At 42.1% G+C, this 19,317-nt stretch carries 10 protein-coding genes; all 10 read right to left on the bottom strand.

The genetic code is table 11. From position 1 onward, the window contains the following. Positions 1-45: 45 nt before the first annotated feature. The 10 genes from LPB86_RS05335 to LPB86_RS05290 all read right to left on the bottom strand — a co-directional run bounded on the left by LPB86_RS05335 (position 46) and on the right by LPB86_RS05290 (position 19,317). A complete protein-coding gene (locus tag LPB86_RS05335) occupies positions 46-4,404 on the bottom strand; it encodes a hybrid sensor histidine kinase/response regulator transcription factor (protein WP_230641624.1) in 4,359 nt (1,452 codons plus the stop codon). 56 nt (positions 4,405-4,460) lie between these two features. Beyond that, positions 4,461-5,261, bottom strand: a complete 801-nt coding sequence (locus LPB86_RS05330; protein WP_230641623.1) for a rhamnogalacturonan acetylesterase — start codon at positions 5,259-5,261, stop codon at positions 4,461-4,463. Positions 5,262-5,271: 10 nt separating this feature from the next. Next, the gene (locus LPB86_RS05325) at positions 5,272-6,522 is read right to left on the bottom strand and encodes a glycoside hydrolase family 28 protein (RefSeq protein ID WP_230641622.1); all 1,251 of its coding nucleotides are present in this window, start codon (positions 6,520-6,522) and stop codon (positions 5,272-5,274) included. Positions 6,523-6,617: 95 nt separating this feature from the next. Further along, positions 6,618-8,633, bottom strand: a complete 2,016-nt coding sequence (locus LPB86_RS05320) for an alginate lyase family protein (RefSeq protein ID WP_230641621.1) — start codon at positions 8,631-8,633, stop codon at positions 6,618-6,620. Between the two features lie 13 nt (positions 8,634-8,646). Next, the gene (locus tag LPB86_RS05315; RefSeq protein WP_230641620.1) at positions 8,647-10,272 is read right to left on the bottom strand and encodes a hypothetical protein; all 1,626 of its coding nucleotides are present in this window, start codon (positions 10,270-10,272) and stop codon (positions 8,647-8,649) included. 1 nt (position 10,273) lies between these two features. Further along, on the bottom strand, positions 10,274-11,311 hold the full coding sequence (locus LPB86_RS05310) for a family 43 glycosylhydrolase (RefSeq protein ID WP_230641619.1): 1,038 nt from the start codon (positions 11,309-11,311) through the stop codon (positions 10,274-10,276). A 65-nt stretch (positions 11,312-11,376) separates the two neighbouring features. Then, a complete protein-coding gene (locus LPB86_RS05305; RefSeq protein WP_230641618.1) occupies positions 11,377-13,020 on the bottom strand; it encodes a glycoside hydrolase 43 family protein in 1,644 nt (547 codons plus the stop codon). Between the two features lie 23 nt (positions 13,021-13,043). Then, a complete protein-coding gene (locus LPB86_RS05300) occupies positions 13,044-14,978 on the bottom strand; it encodes a glycoside hydrolase family 127 protein (RefSeq protein WP_230641617.1) in 1,935 nt (644 codons plus the stop codon). 6 nt (positions 14,979-14,984) lie between these two features. Beyond that, complete coding sequence (locus LPB86_RS05295) at positions 14,985-17,318, bottom strand: hypothetical protein (protein WP_230641616.1); 2,334 nt, start codon at positions 17,316-17,318, stop codon at positions 14,985-14,987. Positions 17,319-17,403: 85 nt separating this feature from the next. After that, the gene (locus LPB86_RS05290) at positions 17,404-19,317 is read right to left on the bottom strand and encodes a class A beta-lactamase-related serine hydrolase (protein ID WP_230641615.1); all 1,914 of its coding nucleotides are present in this window, start codon (positions 19,315-19,317) and stop codon (positions 17,404-17,406) included.

Genomic DNA, 19,317 nt, shown 5'->3' with positions numbered 1-19,317 from the left:
GGTCTAAAAAATGACCAAAATGGTTTAAATTATGTGCAGCGGTGCTTATTTAGGGATTTCCTGCAGGTAAGCAGATGGCGAACAGTTGTATTTTTCCCGGAAACAAGTGCTGAAATATTTGGCATTGTTAAAGCCAACTTTATAAGCGATCACGGAAATATTAGTCTCGCCAGCATCCAGGTATTGCTTTCCACGCTGAAGCCGCATGTCCCGCACAAACTCTACCGGTGCCAGGTTGGTCAGGCTTTTAAATTTCCTGTAAAAAGTAGACCTGCCCATGCCTATAGTTTCTGCCACAGCATCAATATTAAAATCAGGATTTTCCATATTGTGCTCCACAATTTCAATCACCTTTTCAAGGAACATCTTATCCTTATCGGTGATCACAATGGCGGCGGGTTCCAGCGAAACGTAAGCTTTCTTTTCTACCATGGCATTAAAGAGCAATTTACGCTGCTTAAGGAGGCCCGCAATGGCGGCAAAAAGAAACTCATTGTTAAATGGCTTGGTGATGTAATAATCTGCACCATACTGTAGCCCTTCAATTTGATGCTCAATGGCATACTTAGCAGAGAGTAAGACCACCGGGATATGGCTGGTGCTTACTTCGGCCTTCAATTTCTCAAGCAGGGCTATGCCACTCATCCTAGGCATCATGATGTCACTCAAAATCAAATCCGGCATGAGCGCGGAGGCCTTCTCCCAACCTTCCTGGCCATCAACAGCTGTTTCCACCTGATAAATCCTGCCAAGCTGGGCACTTAAAAAATTCCTAAGGTCTGTATTGTCTTCCACCAGTAAAACCGTAGCATTTTTAACCAATTGCTCTTCTTCAGCAAGCACAGAAAGACCGGCATCTACAGCCAGAATACCTGATGGCCGCTTATCATCAAAATTCATTGCCCCGCAGTCTTCTGCTTTAAAATGATCTTTTCCAAGAGGCAGACATACCTGAACACTAAGGCCTTTATCGGCATTAACAAACGCCGAAATTCTTCCGCTATGCAAGGCAACGAGTTCTTTAGAGAGCGCAAGGCCAATCCCCGTTCCCTTTTGTTCCGTATCACTCTGCTCATTGGCCTGGTAATATAGCCCAAAAATCTCCTCCAGCTTCTCTTCCACTACGCCCTTACCCTGATCGTATACCTCCAGGCAGAGCTCATTTTGCGGGGAATTTACGCTAAGGATTATTTTAATGGTTTTGTTGTCAGGACTAAATTTAAAGGCATTTGCCAACAAGTTGTAAATTACAATATCCAGCTTTTCGGCATCTGCCCAAATTAAAAGTTCATCCTGATCACAAACCAGTTCCAGAATAATGTTCTTTTTTAAAGCCAGTTCATTAAAATATTCAAAAATATTGTGGAGAAAAGCGATCAGGTCAAAACGAGAGACTTTCAAAGTGGCCTTTCCACTCTCCAGTTTCCTTAAGTCCAGCAACTGGTTAATGAAGCGGATCATGCGGTTTGCATTTTTCTTAACGATGCTAACCTGTGCCGTACCCTGTGGGCTTAAAGGTTCATTTCTTCCTATCTCCTCAATCGGGTTTAATATTAAGGTTAACGGGGTCCGCAGTTCATGAGAAATATTGGTAAAAAAACCGGACTTCAGCTCTGCCAGTTTCTGCTCCACTGCAATCTTGTTCCTCAACCGCAGCATGGTAAGTGTTACTCTTCTCGCAACAGCAATCAGCACGGCAATAAGCAACAGGTAAATGAAGTAGGCCCACCAGGTTTTCCATGGCGGTGGCATAATGTTAATCTCTAAACTTTTATATGGCCTTTCTACATACATTTCGTCGTTTAGGCTCTTCACTTCAAATGTATATTTACCTGGTGGCAAATTGGTATAAGTTGCCCTTCGCTGTTCCCTGTTGTTGTTCCAGTTGCTTTCAAAGCCCTTTAACCGATAGGCATAAAACTGTTTTGGTCCGGACTTAGGATCCAAAATTGCATAATCAATACTGATGATGTTTTGATTGTATTTTAAATCAAGTTGTTCGGTATAATTGATATCTGCCCGGAGAACTCCATCTCTGGACAAACCCTGATCATGATTATTGATCTGCAGGTTGGTCAATACCATATTGGCCCTGGTCTTATAATTCTTAATGCTGTCTGCATGGAAAGAAAGGTAACCGCGGTTGGTTCCAAAAACCAAAGTGCCATCTGCTAATTGCTGCGCAGATGCTTCTGAGAAGGTGGCTTTAGGCAAGCCATCGTAAGAGTCGTAGTTTTTGAATTGTGCTGTTTGCGGATTAAACTTCGCCAAACCATTTTGAGTTGCTGCCCAGATGTAACCATGGCTGTCTTCAGCACAACTTAATACGTAGTCGTTCGGCAGTCCATCTAATGTAGTATAACTCCTGAAGCTCAAACCTTTTAAAGGATTGTTTCCAATTGCCCACTCCAAACCTCCTCCAGAGGTGGCAAGCCACATCCTATTTTTGCGATCACGGAAAACAAACTGAACATCGTTGTCTCCCAGACTATGCTTAGAACCGGGGATTTTACTGTAAGCGGCATAAGATTTTCCAGCCTGCTTGCCGTCTCCTACTTGCTTTACTACCAAACCATTCGTGGTACCTATCCATACATTACCCTTTTGGTCCAGGGCCATGTTCCTGATTTTCCTAAAGCCTTCTTTTGGATATCCCGCCAGACCACCATTCTCGCGGTTGGCAAACTTTACAGCATCATTTTCATAACTTGCAATGTTTAATCCTTCATCAAAGGTACCAACCCATATTTTTCCATACTGATCTTCCAACAAGGCATATACCTCATTGCTATTCATACCTGAACTGCCTTCCACAGCCTTACCATAATGGCTAAGCACATAGCTGTTTTTACCCTGCGGCGCGGGACTAGCCCTGTAAAGTCCGGTCGTTTTACTACCTATCCATATATTCCCTCTGCTGTCTCCAAGAATACAATAGATGCCACCAAAACCAGACTTCGGCGCGTTAAGAAATGTTACAGGAACCTTGTTCCCATTTTTAAAAACATAAATGTTTCCACTCTTCACACCCAACCACAACTGCTGTTTACCATCCGTCCAAATACTCCTTACCTCATTGTCGGAGGTATGATGAAGCAATGGGGCTAACAAATGCTGGTTGAAGTCGTTTTCCTGAAAAAGCACCTTATTGATGCCCTTATCAATGGTACAAAACCAAAGTACACCAGCATCATCATATAACAGTGAGGTAATAATATTAGAAAAGCGCTGGTCGGTAAAAGCTTCCATTCTTGCGCTCGCAGCATGATAATAAGAGAAACCACCACTCTTCATATTTACCCATACCCGCCCCTCTTTATCTTCAAAAACTTTATAGTGGTTACCAACATAAGAAGAGCCCTCATCGTTCTTTGCAGAGAAGCCCGAAAACTTTCTATCTGCAACACTATACCTGATTACTCCGGCTTTTTCAGGCTCGATCCAAAGATTTCCTGACCTGTCTTCATAGATAGACAGCAGTTTTTCGTTTTTATGGTAAGTAAGTGCTGACACCTGCTTGGCCTGATTAAAAATGGAAATCAGCTCCCCGGCAGACGAACTTGCATAAAAAAGCCCCTGCGTTTTTGAAGCAAGCAACATATTTAGCGCCGCATTTGAGATCTTTTTGCGGACGGCATACCTGCTAAGTTTTTCATAAACAAGCAGGTTCCCATCGTCTGTACCAAAGTAAATATGGGTTTTATCTTCCGCCCGGCAGTTAAAATTCTCCGCCTTAAAAATACCTGGATCCAGTTTTAAAGCGCTATACTTCCCATCAGGTTTTTTCAAAAGGCATGTTAATCCTTTTGTAGTAGCCACCCAGATCTTTCCGTCCCGGTCTTCATGTACAAATTTAACTGTATCAGAGGGTAAGGTAAGGCCGGTCTTCGCCTTGCTTTTTATATAAGTGTACCTTTCCTGGTGGTCTGCATCAGGAATAATCACCAAGCCATCCTTAAAGGTAAGCAACCACACTACCCCATCCCTGGAAACTTGTGTACGGTTAAACAACACCTTATAGCCCGGCTTGCTTTCTTTAAGCAAAAAAGGATAAAACTGCTCCTTTCGCTTGTCAAAACGGTAAATCTGATTGTCGTATGCCTTAATCCAAAGGTTTTTAGAAAGGTCTTCCGTAATCTGATCAATCCTGTCGTTCTTCAATTGAGACAAATCTCCCGGAAAAGACCGGTATGATTTAAAAGTGTGCCCATCAAACCTGTTGATTCCATTCCAGGTACCAATCCACAGAAAACCCTCCCGGTCTTTCATGATACTGGTTACCGCATCGTGAGATAGGCCATTTTCCGTTGAGTAATAGTCAAATTTAAACTTCAGTTGCGCCTGAAGGCGCAACGAGCACAGTAAAACAAGGATAACTAACTTAACTAAGGCACTCAACTTCATATTTGGTCTTTCTGCTTTAGCGTTTTCATTACTAAAGCAGAACTACGTAAAAGTACTTATTTAATGTATACGTTCAGCGGGCATTCTTTAATTATTTTCAGCCCCTCAACCACGCAGGCCGCATTCAATTCTGCGCCCTTTAGGTTGGTATGGGTACCATCTACAGGGAAAAAAGCTTTTATCTTTTCCGGACCCTGCTGCTCATAGCGCATCCTGATCAACTTGTTCAAATCAATATAATATGCTCCTTGTGTGCGGGCGGTTTCCTCAGCCCATTCCGGGAATTTAGCTTCTACAACTACCTTTCCGTCTTTCCATTTGTTCCTTGGCACCAAAGAGCACACAATTGGGATGGCGCCTTTTGCTTTCGCTTCTTTTATAAATTTACTCAGGTACCATCCATAGGTATGCACAATTTCCTTTTTATGGTCCCTGATGCTGATGATCTCTTTCGTTTCTTCGCCTGTGCCCAAAAGAGAGCCTTTCTGCTTGGTGGTATCTTCCACACCGCTATGGTCATTGTGCCCAAATTGCATCATTACAAAATCACCCTTTTTTAATACTGCCAGGATCTTATCCCAGCGGCCATCCAAAATAAAAGTCCGGGTGCTTGTGCCAGCTTTCGCATGGTTTTGAAGAGTGATTTTGTTGGTATCAAGGTAGGGTTTAATTAAGCTCCCCCAACCCCAATATTCATTGCGGCCATTGCCATCACTATTTTGAACTGTAGAATCGCCTATAATGTAAAGTACTGGTTTCTCCTTTGTTCTAAATGCTGTAATAGCGATTAAACAAACAATGGAAAATAGAAATATACGGAATACTTTGCTGTCTGTGCTGTGGCTTTTGCTGCTCATATTTTTTTAATTAAAGACCTGTTACTGTTGAATTATAAATGCGTGGTTTCTCTGTGGTTTTGATAGCCGAATTGACAAACTCGGCTTTTGAAACGTGATAAATTTGTGCGCCCTTGCTTGCGGAGATCTTTACATCCTCAAACCGGATATTTTGGATCGGTGATTCTGGAAGCCCCCAAAGGATCAATGCCTCCTGGCAGTTGCTGCAAGTAATATTTTTTAAGGAGATATTTTTGTAGATGGGATTGTATGCACCAATAGCAGTTGTGGTATCTTCCTGTGGGGTTTTTGGTTCATGTGGATAATACTGAGATATAAAAATCGGCCAGCGTGAATTCCTGATGGTAATGTTTTCGTAACTTACCTGATCAAGAATCCCCCCTCGCCCCCGGGCGGTTTTAATGCGGATGGCCGAAGTAGTACCGTCAAAGGAGCAGTTGCGCACCTTCAGATTGCGTAAACTTCCTGAGGTATAACTACCTATGGACAAACCATGACCAACGCCAAAGTTGCAATCACTGATGAGCATATTTTGTACTTCAGGATCATCTTCAGCTTGTTTCTTGTTGCCAAAATTGATGGCAATGTTATCGTCTCCGGTATTAATGGTACAACGTTCTATAGTGCAATTTTTAGCGGAAATGTTAATGCCATCTGTATTGCGTGATTTTGCAGGCGCTTCTATCCGTACATCATGAATGTAAACATCGCTACAGTTTTTTAGGGAAATATGTGTATTTGGGGGGTTTAAAAAAGTAACCCCGGTAATTTCTACCCTTTGCAGGCCTTCCATATACAACAGCTGTGGCCTTCGCATGGTCAACGTTTTTGCGGTAGTGGCTATCCACCAGGGCTCACCCTGACCATCAATAATACCCCCGCCAGATATTTTAACATCTGTCGCTTTTGAAATATTGATGAAATTAAGGTAACGGTTCTTTTCTGATGGAAAATCGTTGATAATGTTGGTCAAACGCAAAGTAGCTCCTTTAACAATTTCCAGATTTGTGCTACTGTACAAATTTAACGGTCCACAAAGGTATTCCCCTGCCGGGATCAAGACCTTCCCTCCGGTTGTTTTTGCCAGGTCCAGCGTTTTTTGAATGGCCTGGGTATTTACTGTTTTATTGTCGCCTACCGCGCCATAATCTTTTACGCTATAAATTTTTGATGAAATTTGAGGCAGACGGGTGTACTGCGCGTAAGCCAGGCTCGTACACAAGAGCATGGACATTAGTAAATAGGTTTTAGCTAGTTTCATTTCTACAGGATATTTGGTTTCTACAAATGTAATCCTACAGAAGTGTGCAAAGGTTTAAAATTTGATTAAAATGGTTCAAATTTTAGTAAATCATCTCAAAATGATAACAATACCTGATCAAATTGAACCGTAGTTTTTATATCCTGTAGTCCTGAAGCTACGCACATTCCGATGGAAACATTCTTTTCAAATGGTGTGGTAAATGTTCCAACTTTTGTCCAAATCTTACCATCTGCAGAAGAATAACCAGAAAAAGTATTTCCTTTGCGCTGCAAACGTAGCCAATAATAACCTGTTAGCCTACCAAAAGTAACGGCAGATGCTGGCAGATCACCTACACTCCCAATCAATTCTGCTTTAGCACCAGGAGACTTTCTTGTGAGTAACCTTGCCTGCCAATCAGGCGCTTCAATATGTTCGGCTTTCTTAGGAAAAAGTATCAGAGATACATGCGCGGCATTCTCGGACGTACCGCTCCTGATACTCAGTCCAAGCTGAGAAAATTGGGAACTCAACTGAGGCACATAGCGAACAGTCATTTCTCCATCTCCCTGTAAAGGTAAAGCGGTAAAACTGAATGCATCTTTCAAGCTATCAAGCCCTTTACCTGAACTGACCAATTCAAATTGTTCACCATCATAGCCAACATAACCTTTATAGGCAGATTGGCCAATTTCATGGAAACTCCAGGGCTTAGGCAAACCTGCCGAGATGCCCACCGCTAAAGCATTAGAACTTATTCCATTTTTATTTTTTGCGGTCACCGTATAAAAGTAGGTAACACCTGCTTTAACTTTACGGTCTGTATAGCCCTGTAATTTGATATTTTGAGCGATGGTGACATAAGGGCCGCCTACCTTCTCTGCTCTTTTAACCGAATAGGTAGTAGCTCCAATTGACTTGATCCATGTGAGTGCAATGGCCTTGGATGTTCCATCCACAATTAAACCACCTGGTGCTGAAGGTACCACAGGTATCTCTGATTTGATATTTTTACCTGTTGGAACGGTAAAATATAATGTGCCATAACCCGGATGGTCGGCACCAGGTTTTCCCGGACCTTCAGGTCGTACTTTTTCTGCGGCCAATGTTGTAAAAGGAGCAACCAATCCCATTTTCTTCACATAATGATTGTACACTTGCTCATATACGGCCCTTAAACTACCACTGTCTATTTTAGAAACTATCTTATGCCGGTACTTTCCAGTGTAGTCTATAGTTGGCTTAAAAGGAACTGGCTGTCCCAAATTATATTTAGCGGTATATTCAAAACCCTTCAACAAAAGATTATCATTATAACTGTATAAGTCCAAGCCCTGGTTCCATGCAATAGCAGAACATTCTGCAAGCATAGCAATTCCTAGCTGCGTATGTCCCTGGTCACGTCCGCTTTCCTGAACCTGTCCGTCATTATTAATTACATAATGAGATAGCCTGCCATTGCCTGCTCCATTAACGTAATATCTAAGGCCTCGTTCAAAAATGCTTCGATCATTACAAAATACACCAATAGCCATTACTGTTTTAAGTGCTGCGGCATCCCAGTTTCCATTGGCAAACAAAGCGAAATTTTGTAATACTGGATAGATTATCGTTTTAAAATGCAATTCTGCCTGTTTGATGTCCTTTTCTTTCCAGCCCGAATTTGTGTAACGAAGAAGTTCTGCTGCATTAACCATTTTAAAGGGGCCAAGTCCGGCCATCAACACAGCATCACGTCCTGTTATTGATTTTAAACTTGATGCCCATGCATTTACAATTTCTATTGCCTTTTCCGCATAGGCTTTTTCGCCTGTAATGGTCCACATCACGGCATTTTGATGCGCTGCATTTGCATCTGTATCGTAAATCACCTGCCCAACGGTAGGATTTCTTCCAATGGAAACTAAAGGTCCTTGCATTCTATAGTTGTAATGAGATACAGGATTTTCCAAAAATACTTTATATCCTGAAAAAATAGGCTCCTGCTTTGCTGCAACACCATGTTTTATGCGTGTAAGATCTTCCTTGCTGTGCAAAATACCAGGATGCTGAAACAGCTGAGCCTTTAATTTGGGCAAAAACACGATGAGCAAAAAGCTTAATAGGAAAGTCCGGAAGTACATTTGCATTATTTATAGAATTTTAATTTTTATGAATATAAAAGCTTAGCTCAACAGGTTCAGCACTCTTCACCATAGGTAAAACACTACGCCCATACTGCCATGCCACTACCGTAACCTTTAAAGGGAATTTGCTTCTTGGAGGAATTTCTGTGAACATGAGCTTATTTTCCCAAATTTCAGCAGGTCCTTCTTTTACATAGTAAAACACGGGCATACCTGAGCTTGACATAGCATTCAACATCATGGATTTTAAGCCCACTTCTTGCGCAGGAATTATAGGAAATGAAATATACTGCTCGCTTCCCTCAGTGTTTTTTAGCGGAATCCGCATATCTGCTTGCTGCACGGCCGATTTGTACTTTTCATCTCCGGCGCTTCTTGCCATCAGCCAAACATCATTTGAACGCTTTGGATTGTTGAAACCCATCCTGTAAAATGCAACTTTAAATGTAGTATCATCCACTTTTTCAATAGGGCCGCAAATTCTACTGATGTGAATTTTAGATTTTGAATACCCCTTTGCAGCCCTTTTTCCACCTACAGAATCAAGGTAAACTGCCGATATGTTAAATGAAATTCCATCAGCATGAGGCTTAAATTTAGGATTGAAGCCTGAGAAACCTGCAGGCGCTAATAATTTACCCTCCTGTATATAGCCAATGTATTGTGGCAATTTAGCCCTTGCCCTAACGTAATAACTTTCTGTAGCTCTGGCCATCCTTCCATCCAGGGCCCAGCCCGCTTCCTCTTTATTCCCTTTATACCGGTTATACCTCGCCGCTTCAGCCTCCAGGGGTTTATCCCTACGCCATTTGTCTACTAACCATCCTTCATCAGGATCAATCGGCTTTAACAATACAGGTTTGTTCAGCGGCATCTTTGACGGAAGTCTCACGTTAGCCACTTTAGTAATAAACATCCCCAAAAAATCTATCAATTCATCTGAATAATCAAAATGTCCATTTCCAGCATCAGCAAGATAGGAGATAACGGCTTTGGGATGTAATTTTTTATATTTCATTGCAGGGATAATCCGCTCCTCCCACCATTCATATTCTCCCATTACCATCAAGCCCGGAATGCCATCAATATTATGCGTTCCCCAATCCGGGTTTGGCTGTCCACTTCCAGTAAGGTTACTGACTGGGGCATCGCCATGAATGGACAACATTGCAAGCGTCCTCGATGGATTACATGCCCCAAAATTCCATGGATAACTTGCCGCTGCCGAATGCCCTATAGGAACGATAGGCGAAAATTCAAGTTCTGAATATCCTGATTTATGAGCAAGACTTTTCATCATGTCATTAAATACCGCTACATTTTGGAATTTAAAGATCATATCCATGCCCGGTGTGATCCAGATTTCTGCGAAGCCCAGCTTAGTCATTTTTTTGCGAAAGGCCGTATGTTCAAGTATCCCTTCTTCCAACATATTATGCTGTCCAACCACAATTCCCCGGACTTGTTTGCAATTTGGCGGGATCCACAAAAATGCCGTCGGATGTTCTTTTGTCTCAGCTGAAATTATGCCTTCAACAGGTACTGACCACTGCCATTCTGCAGCCCGGCTTTCATTAGAAAATAAAAGCAAACAGGTATTTGCGATAAGTATTGTTAAGATATAAGTTATGTATTTTGACATCTTATTTTGTTTCTCCAGTTTTCAGGTTTATTGTCCAGGGTTCTGGCTTAGGCAACCATAACTTCCCCTCTCCAATCTCTAATGGCATCCATAGATAACGGGAGTCCCATTGCGTTTTTGGTTTCCAGATATCCCCCATAAAGATTACTGCTGTCTTTTTACTCCCTGTTATTTTTAACATAAGTGTGGACTGCGAACCGTAGGTATTCGTTTCTGATGGGGCGATGTCTTTAAATTCGGACCAGGGACCTGAAAGACTAGTTGCTGTTGCATATAAATTAGGGTTAGGTCTCCAACCCGTCAAAGCAGAGCCGATAGCGTAATACAAGCCATTATAATGAACAATGGCGCCACCTTCCAAAGGAGCCTTGATCAAACAGACATCCTTTTCAACTGTAAGGTAATCGTCAGATAGCTTTGCGATGTGGAATCCCTTAGCAGGACGGTCCTCAAAGATTAAATAAGCAGTGCCGTCATCGTCTACAAACTGTCCAATGTCCCGGCTTTCATGCCCCAGGGGGCGGAAACATTTTAGATATTTAAATGGTCCGGCAGGCTTGTCACTTATTGCAACCCCAACACTGGCATAGGTATAATTATTCGTAACCGTAGAGGACGTAGTACCCCGTTTGTACTTACCGTCAATATGCATATACATAACGAATTTTTTAGTCTTTGGATTATAGAATACTTTTGGGCGTTCCAAAACCCACTTATGGCCTAATAATGTATCTAAGCCCCCCAGTTTTAAGGCATCCCCTTTAAATTCCCAATTTATCAAATCCTTTGATGCATAACAGCTCACATACCTGAAATTCGTATCTAGCCCCTGTCTACGCTGCTCACCATACCAGTAATAAGTATTTTTGATTTTTAAGATGCCGCCACCATGGGCCTGGATATGATTACCATCCCTATCGGGCCATATTTCACCGGGACTAATTTTACTTTGCTCTTGAGCAAAACATGTAGAGGCTGGCAATGTAAACAGGAAAGCCATTACACCTAAAATTTGTAAGTACAGTATGCTGTATTTCATAGTTAAACTAGGTTTTGTCTATTTATAGACACCGATATCAATTGTGGATACTCAAATCTGATACTTTATTGCAACCTAAACCAATCAAAATCTGCATAACCACCAGTACGCACTTCCGGACTACTGGTGCTAAATATGCCAATTTTCGCTCCAATCCATTTGTCTTGTACTGCCTTAAATATAACTCCTATAGGTTTAAAATTAACGCCGTCTTCACTGTAAGAAAACTGGCATTCTGCTAATGGTGCTTTTACCTGTACCCGCATATAAACAGTTGCGGTCTCTAAAGATCTGGTTTCTACTACCGTTTCCGTTTGTCCCTCCAATGCATTTTTGCAGACCACTTGATTGACCTGGTACCCCTTTTCGTTTTTAGTAACAGACAAATAAGCATAGTCATTTCCCATAATAAGTAAACCTGCCTTTTTTGTTTGCCAAACGTCCCATTCCGTCGTAAAGGTAACTTTTGTTGTCGCTGTAAAATCCGGAGCCGGGAACTTTTGAAGTAATAAATTTGGTACTGGCCAAAGATTTACGGCATCTTTTGGTGTAGAAAACGCAAAGAGTCTAAGGTGTCCCGAATTTCTGATCTGAGCACTCCATTGTAATCTAGAATTGGCATGCCATTGCCATTGCAGGCCTAACTTATCACCATTAAATTCATCATTTTCCGGAGGCGTTGAAACCGGATAAACCTTAGCCACATTTGGTTTTACATGTGAATGTACAGGTTCTCCTTTTCCATCCCCATCCAGGTCTTCACCAATAACAGGCCAGTTGTTTACCCATTTAACCGGCTGCAAATGCAGTACACGACCATATGGACCTTTATCCTGAAAATGCAGGAACCAGTCTTCTTTGGTTTGGGTTTGCAGCAAGGCACCCTGATGTGGTCCATTGATATTGGTCTTGCCTTGATCCATAACCACCTGCTCTTCATAAGGCCCATAAATATTTTTAGACCGCAGCACCAATTGCCAACCCGTAGCTACCCCTCCTGCCGGGGCAAACAAATAATAATAACCATTACGCTTGTAAAACTTAGGGCCTTCTACCGTATGGTGGTTTTTATGTCCGTCAAAAACATGAGTGCCTTCAGCAGTAACCTTAGTACCGTCGGCATTCATGGGAAAAACGGTCAGCAAACTATTTACACCTGCACGGCTTCCTGCCCAGGCAATGGCCAGATAAGCTTTCCCATCTTCATCCCAAAATGAACTTGGGTCAATAATCCCTTTGCCTGGCAGCACCAATACTGGCTTTTCCCAATCCCCTGCCGGGTCTTTTGCTTTCACCATAAATACACCAAAATCAGGGTCTGGATAATAAATGCGGTATTCCCCCTTGTAAAAGATGATACTGGGTGCCCATACGCCCTTGCCATGTTGTGGGCTGCTGTATAATTCTTCAGGCTCTTGCTTTTTAAGCGCATAATTGATCAGTTTCCAATTTACTAAATCTTTAGAATGCAGAATAGGTAAACCAGGAATGCAGTTAAAACTTGAAGCGGTCAGGTAATAGTCGTCACCCACCCTAATGGCATCAGGATCTGAGTAATCTGCATGCAACACCGGGTTCTTATAGGTTCCATCTCCCTGGTCTGAAACCCAGGTTTTGGATATAAATTTGCTTTGTCCAAAAGAGATTTGGGCAATCAAAAGAAACAGCGCAGCTTTAAAAGTTGATTTTACAAGAATAGAAAGGCTCATCAATAAGTATTTATGATCATGTTTTAATTTACGTCCCAATAAACCACATACCGCTGGCGATGCAGGTTATAATAAGGTACAAGGGTGACCGCTGAACCGTTGACTGTATTCGTTGTACTAAAAGTTAAAGGCTGACCTTTAACTGGCTTAAGCCATTCCCAGATTTGTTGGCCTTTGGCATTTAAACCATGAACCAGGTTTGCAGGGATATTATAATCGTAATCATAATATTGATAAGGATCTTTGGGATCATGATAAGGCTGTGGCGTTTTCATTCCTTCTGTTCCCATTTCTCCGGCCAATACAACAGGCCCGTACGTAATGGCGGCAATCTTAGGATTATCAGGTGTAGCTTCAAGCTTCAAAGACATAGGATAGGTGACCTCTATTTCATCTCCTTTTTTCCATTTCCGGCTTAGAGAAATATAGCTGCCCGCATCCTGATTAATTTTAACTGGCTTACCATTGATTTTGATTTTGGCACCCAGCGTTGCCCAATTTGGGTATCGGATGTACAACGGCAACACCTCGTTATTGACCTCCTCGATAAAAAAGCGGGTAGTTGCTTCTTCTGGATAGTTTGTTTCCTGGCGAACTTTAAATCCTTTTTCTTTCCAGTTTAACACAGATGGGATAAACAAATTTACAAAAATGCCATTATCATTATGGTAATAAATAGCTTCCCCGTATTTAGACTGGCTTTCAAATCCCGAACCTACACAACACCAAAAGGAACTGTCACGTGTACTATATACCCTAAAAGCCCCGGGTTTTAGCGGAGTAAAATAACAGACCATTCCTGTCTTAGGATCTTGTTGTCCAAGGATGTGATTATACAAAGCCTTTTCGTAATAATCTGCATACTTCACATCGGCGTCCCATGTAAATAAATGACGGGTCACCTTGAGCATATTATAAGTATTACAAGTTTCTCCCGTGTAGCCAGTGATGTACTTTGAAATCTTTCCGGGTTCTATAAAATGTTCTTTATCGCTATTGCTGCCAATTACATAGGTCTGCTTATTGACAATGTTGTCCCAGAAATAGGTTGTAATACTCTTCTCCCTTGCTTCCCCGGTCAATTCATAGGCCCTTGCTTCCCCGGTAACTTTTGGGATCACGGTATTGGCATGCATTTTATACAATTTATCTTCTTTGGCCGCTAAAGGATCAAGTACGGCTTTGTGGTAAAAAAGATCACCCAGGCGTTTATGTTCGTGGTTGCCTGTAATAGAATATAAATTGTACCAGGCCTCGTTCATACCTCCAAACTCATTACGAAGCATAACAGCCAGTTGATCAGGCGATAAACCATTCAACTTTTGGTAAGCCCAGGAAGCCATTTTGATTCCTACATCTAAAGCTTGTTGATTGCCGGTATACCAATAACTATCAATTAATCCTGCTGTGATTTTATGAAGGGTATACCATGGTGCCCATACAGATGTGCCTTTAATGTTACGGTCGATATACTGCTGTGGAAATGCACTTAAATAACCGCCCTCATTAAGGGTTACCTGAACTTGTGCCAAACCTGCAACCAGGCTATCGGCTTTTCTCTTGAAAATATCTTCTCCTGTAGAAGCATACTGAAACGACAGACCAGAGAGTAAATGACCAACACTATGACCACGGAGCTCCATATCCAATGATTCCCAGCCACCCAAAGGCTGGGGCATCTTGGTTTTACTGCTTTTCTTATCCGTTAACATTCCAGCATTTACTTTAAAGCTATGGAGCAGTCTTTCGTTAGGCAAAGAAAGCATCCAACGCCCTTCCCGGTCCATATTTTCCTTAAACCTACTGTCCAGCAACCTCACATCCTGCAAGTCAAAACTATAAGCCTTCAGGGGTATTTTAGTAGTAACGGCGATTTTGCTTTTGTGCTGCCCAACATATTGTGCACTTATACACAATGGACTGAACCAAAAAGCCAGGTATAAACATGTATATTTCATATATTCCTAGTTTTTGTAATAGACCACAGTTGAAAGTGGACTTACCTTAATTGTATGCGCGCTTATTTTCTTCTTCGTCTTTAAATCCATTGCATTTTTAAAGGACGCAGGAATGGTTAGCTCAAAATTCTTGTCATTTGTGGTATTCATGGCAATAAGATATTGGCCATATTCCATGGTATAAAAGCTCGCTTTACCTGCGTAAACATTTTCATCACCTGGCTTAAACTTGATGTCTTTAGGGATTTTAGCAATTGGGAGCACTTCGCCTTCATGGGCAGAGGTGATGCCGGTATACCATTCACGATTGCCCATAAACGCAAGGTTAACCCAGTTTGGCCTTGTATATTCCATCCCTGATGGTTGATACTCAGAATTTATATAGACATTAGAGATCCTATCGATTATTGGAGTGATGTAATGTACCTTAGCCAGCCGGTTTACGGCATTTCTTGCTCTCCAGTATAAGGAAGCATATAAACGCTCGGTACCATTTTTAATGGCAATTACGCCGTCCTCTTCATCTGAAAAAATAAAATCCGGCATGCCATCGCTCATTGGCAGACTAAACTTTTGTTTTTCCTGATCCCTGATCAGCACATACTCATCGGGTATATTAAGCAGGCTTTTAGTTACCCGGATACCTTTTAATTTCATTTTATCTGCTACCATCTTAAAGAACTGGTTATCTGCAATCATCTGTTGCGCAATGCCTATTGCCGCTGGATCCAGCGTAGCTGCAGCTGTCATCAAAGGTGTTGCATCCCAAGCCATTCCACGATCGCCGTAGATCACGTCGCCAGGGTAATGGCCACTATCTCTCCAGCCCACTACAGCTTCTACACGCATAGCCTTATACTCTTCTGCATAAATGGAAGGATACCTGAAGTAACTTCTGGCCATCATCATTTTTATCAATTGCTTTTTGATCTCCGGATCTCCGGAGTTGGGCACTCCTGGCTTCCCCGTAGTTTTGTACATATCTACAACCCAATCCAGCACTTCGCCATAGTAACCTACATAGCCCAATTCTTTGGTTAAACCTTTTTTTGTAAGCTGCAGATAGTTGTCTCCCAGAATACGCTCTGGACCATGAGCTGTTTCTTTACCCAACCAGGGCAGCAAGCCAACAGATTCATGTAAGTATCTTAAAGCTTTTGTTCTGGGTATGGCCAATGATGGCTCCAACAACAGCAGCGCTTCATTACAATCATAAAGAAACATATCAATAATCATGGATTGGTTGGTGTACTGCCTTCTATGTGTTGAATTGTAGGTAACCGCTTCTTTCATCAAAATTGACCAGGCTTTACGGTGTGTTACCATGTTTCCTTTACCGTCGTCAAATGTCTGGTCAACAACGGGGCTCAACTCCCGCCATAACTCACGGATGCCACGGGCAATGGGCCCGGTAACCAGCCAATCGCCATTATAAATGGCTTTATCAGAATAAAGTAGCGAAGGATCATTAAGAAACTTCCGATAATGCGCATCCATTCCTTCCATTACCTTTACAATGAGCTCTTTATTATGGTAGGCAACAGTCCATTTAACTTCATAGGCCGGGGCAAGAAACATAATTTCATGCTGATTTACGGGTCTTTGTAATTTCAGGATAGCTGCAAGTTCTTTGTTCACCCTGTCTTTGAGTTCAATCAACACCTCTTCGCCCGGGCCTTTCCGAATTTCGGGCTCAGCAACTGGAGAACCTTGTATCTCTTCCCGTCCTGGCGCTATCATGGTTCCGGTATGTGTATATGCTCTATAAAAGCCCAAGCTTGGCTCCGCCATATTTTTCTGATATTTCTCGAAATTCTCACCGTAACCCCAAATTTCTCCGTAAGACCTAAGCTCTAGTTCTATGTTTGTTTTTCCCTTGGTTTGCTGAATAGGGATAGGTAGTGTTACATAAAAAAAACGATCATTAAAAGCCGGCATCCCATTTCCCAACCAAAGCAGGTCAATATCTCCAAGGTGTCGGTATCCTACTTGTTTCCCTTCAGAAAACAGTAAAATCATAGATTTATCTCTGTCAGACCCCCATAGCTTTACACTAAAATAATTTTGTTTTTCAGGATCGACGGCCATCTTAAAAGCGATACTTCCACCTTCAAAACCTATTGGCTGTTTAGGAAACATAACTCTAGCTGGCTGATTGAGCCCGCCTTTAATTACCTGACTATCCTTTGCCTGGAGCCTATGCATTTGCTCTGATTGCTGTACCCCAAACGATAGTATGTCTACATTTTCCTGGGCATTTAAAAGCCTGCTAAAAAACATCAAAACTGTAAAAAGGAAAAGTGTGGCTTGTTGACTGAGGTTCTTATTTTTCTTAAACATATGATATAAATAACTGGCCGTTTATAAATAGACAAGCATTAAGCCCGTTTATACTCTTTATAAAGGCAATTGCGGTTAACAAAAGTTAATGTACACTTTTCAAAAAGGCCTGAATCTTTTTATTGAAGTCTTTTGGGTTTTCCAGATTACTAACATGCCCGGCATTTTTCACAAAAACCTGTTTTGCAGAAGGAATAGCTTCAAGGAGCTTATTTTTATGCCCGGCATCTGCATCGCCCGTTAAAAATAAAACAGGGACAGTAATAGCTTGGGCTTTAAGCTTCGGCTCCAAATCATTGCCCAATAAAAACCTGGGTTCATGATGTTGCGGTTGCCAGGCATCCCATTTACTAATCATTGTCCAAATGGGCTGACGGAGATTTTCAACCGGTTGGCCATTGCGTATGGTTAGGGCATTAAACCATTCTCTTTTTTTGAGTGCTGCTCCCTTTTGCTGCCATGCTTTTATTTTTAGGCTCTGGCTTTCCCATTCTTCTTTGGTCCAGGGTTGTGAAGGGCCATTTACCTTAAAAAAGTCACTACTGGCTATGGTGGCGCTCCATAGTCTATCCTGATGCAATGCAAGGAAATCGGACACTATAAATCCTCCCAGTGACAAGCCAACGAGGTGAGCCTTGCTAATTTTAAGTTGATCCATTAAAGCCAGTAGGTCATCTGCGTGCAGTGCCTTTTGCACTTCCGAAGGCATAGAAGACCAACCATAGCCACGTAAGTCATAGCGGATGACACGATATTTTTTCGCCAGCGCAAAAAACTGCGGATCCCATTCTGTACGGTCAAACGAGTGTCCATGGAGAAAGATCAGAGGCACTCCTTTGCCCAGTTCTTCATAATATAAACGTGCCTTATCCGGCGTTGTGATATAACCATGCTTCAATTCGGGATGGGCTACTTGTGTTAAGACATCTCTAACGAGGTATGGCAAAACCGGACTGGCATAAAAAGAGTTAAAACCATTTTTCATTTCTTTTATACGGCTCATGAAAAATCCATAAACGTGGTTCTTTTTATCTACCCAAGGGTAAGCTCCTGCCCAACCGGGACTACTTATCAGCGTAGCTACGCCATGAGCATTAACTTCCTCCCTCCATTCGCCAAGTCCGTAAATGTCCTTTCTCTTAGTTGCCCTTGCATTTTCTACATATTCTCCTGCAAACACTTTTGCATTTTTTACCTGATCACCTTCCAACTCCTGTAACGACTGCAATGATAAAATTCGTTTTCCCTGGTAAACACCGTTATTACTTACCATATTTAAAAAGTTCGCAAAATCCTTTAAGCAGGTCCTGGCACCACCGCCCAGCATTGGATTATGGCCAGGGGTATGGTCTACAGGCACAAAATGTGTGCTTTTCATTTCTAAGGGTTGCCCCAGTTTTTCCTGAAAAATGGTCTCCCAATCCTTTCCTGTAGCCAATTCTGCCATGCGCCCTGCCACTTGCATGGCCAATCCGCCATATTTAAATTTTGTACCAGGCAAAGTATCTGCTGGCAAGTTTAGGATGTGGGCTACAGACGCTGTGAGCGTTTGGTAACTATCCGCAGGCAGCCCCTTTGGTTGATAATCCGGATAACCGGCAGTATGGGAAAGCAGCTGCCGAAGCGTGGCATTGCCTTTTACATCTTTAAATTCTGGCAGCCATTTGTTGACCTGGTCATTCCATGACAGCTTGCCCTCTTCTACAACAGCAGCTATTGTTGCAGCTGCCAGCCATTTCCCAGCCGATGCAATGTACTCAACCGTTTCTGGTTTATAATTACCATACTGCTTTTGATAGATAACCTGATCATTTTTTGCAATGAGGATGGATGCCCCATTGTAATAGCCACTATCTACCCAACCATTTATCTTGCGATCCAGATAGGAAAAATCGTATTTCGGCAACGTCAACTTGTGCTGCGCAATAACCACTGAATAGGAAGTTAGCGTTAAACCAAAGCAGCCGAGGCAAAATGCGACACTTCTCTTAGCTATCAT

The organism is Pedobacter sp. MC2016-14 (genome assembly GCF_020991475.1).
In the GTDB taxonomy this organism is placed as follows: Bacteria; Bacteroidota; Bacteroidia; order Sphingobacteriales; family Sphingobacteriaceae; genus Pedobacter.
The sequence above is the reverse complement of the archived record's forward strand: the minus strand, read 5'-3'. Positions and strand labels throughout refer to the sequence as shown.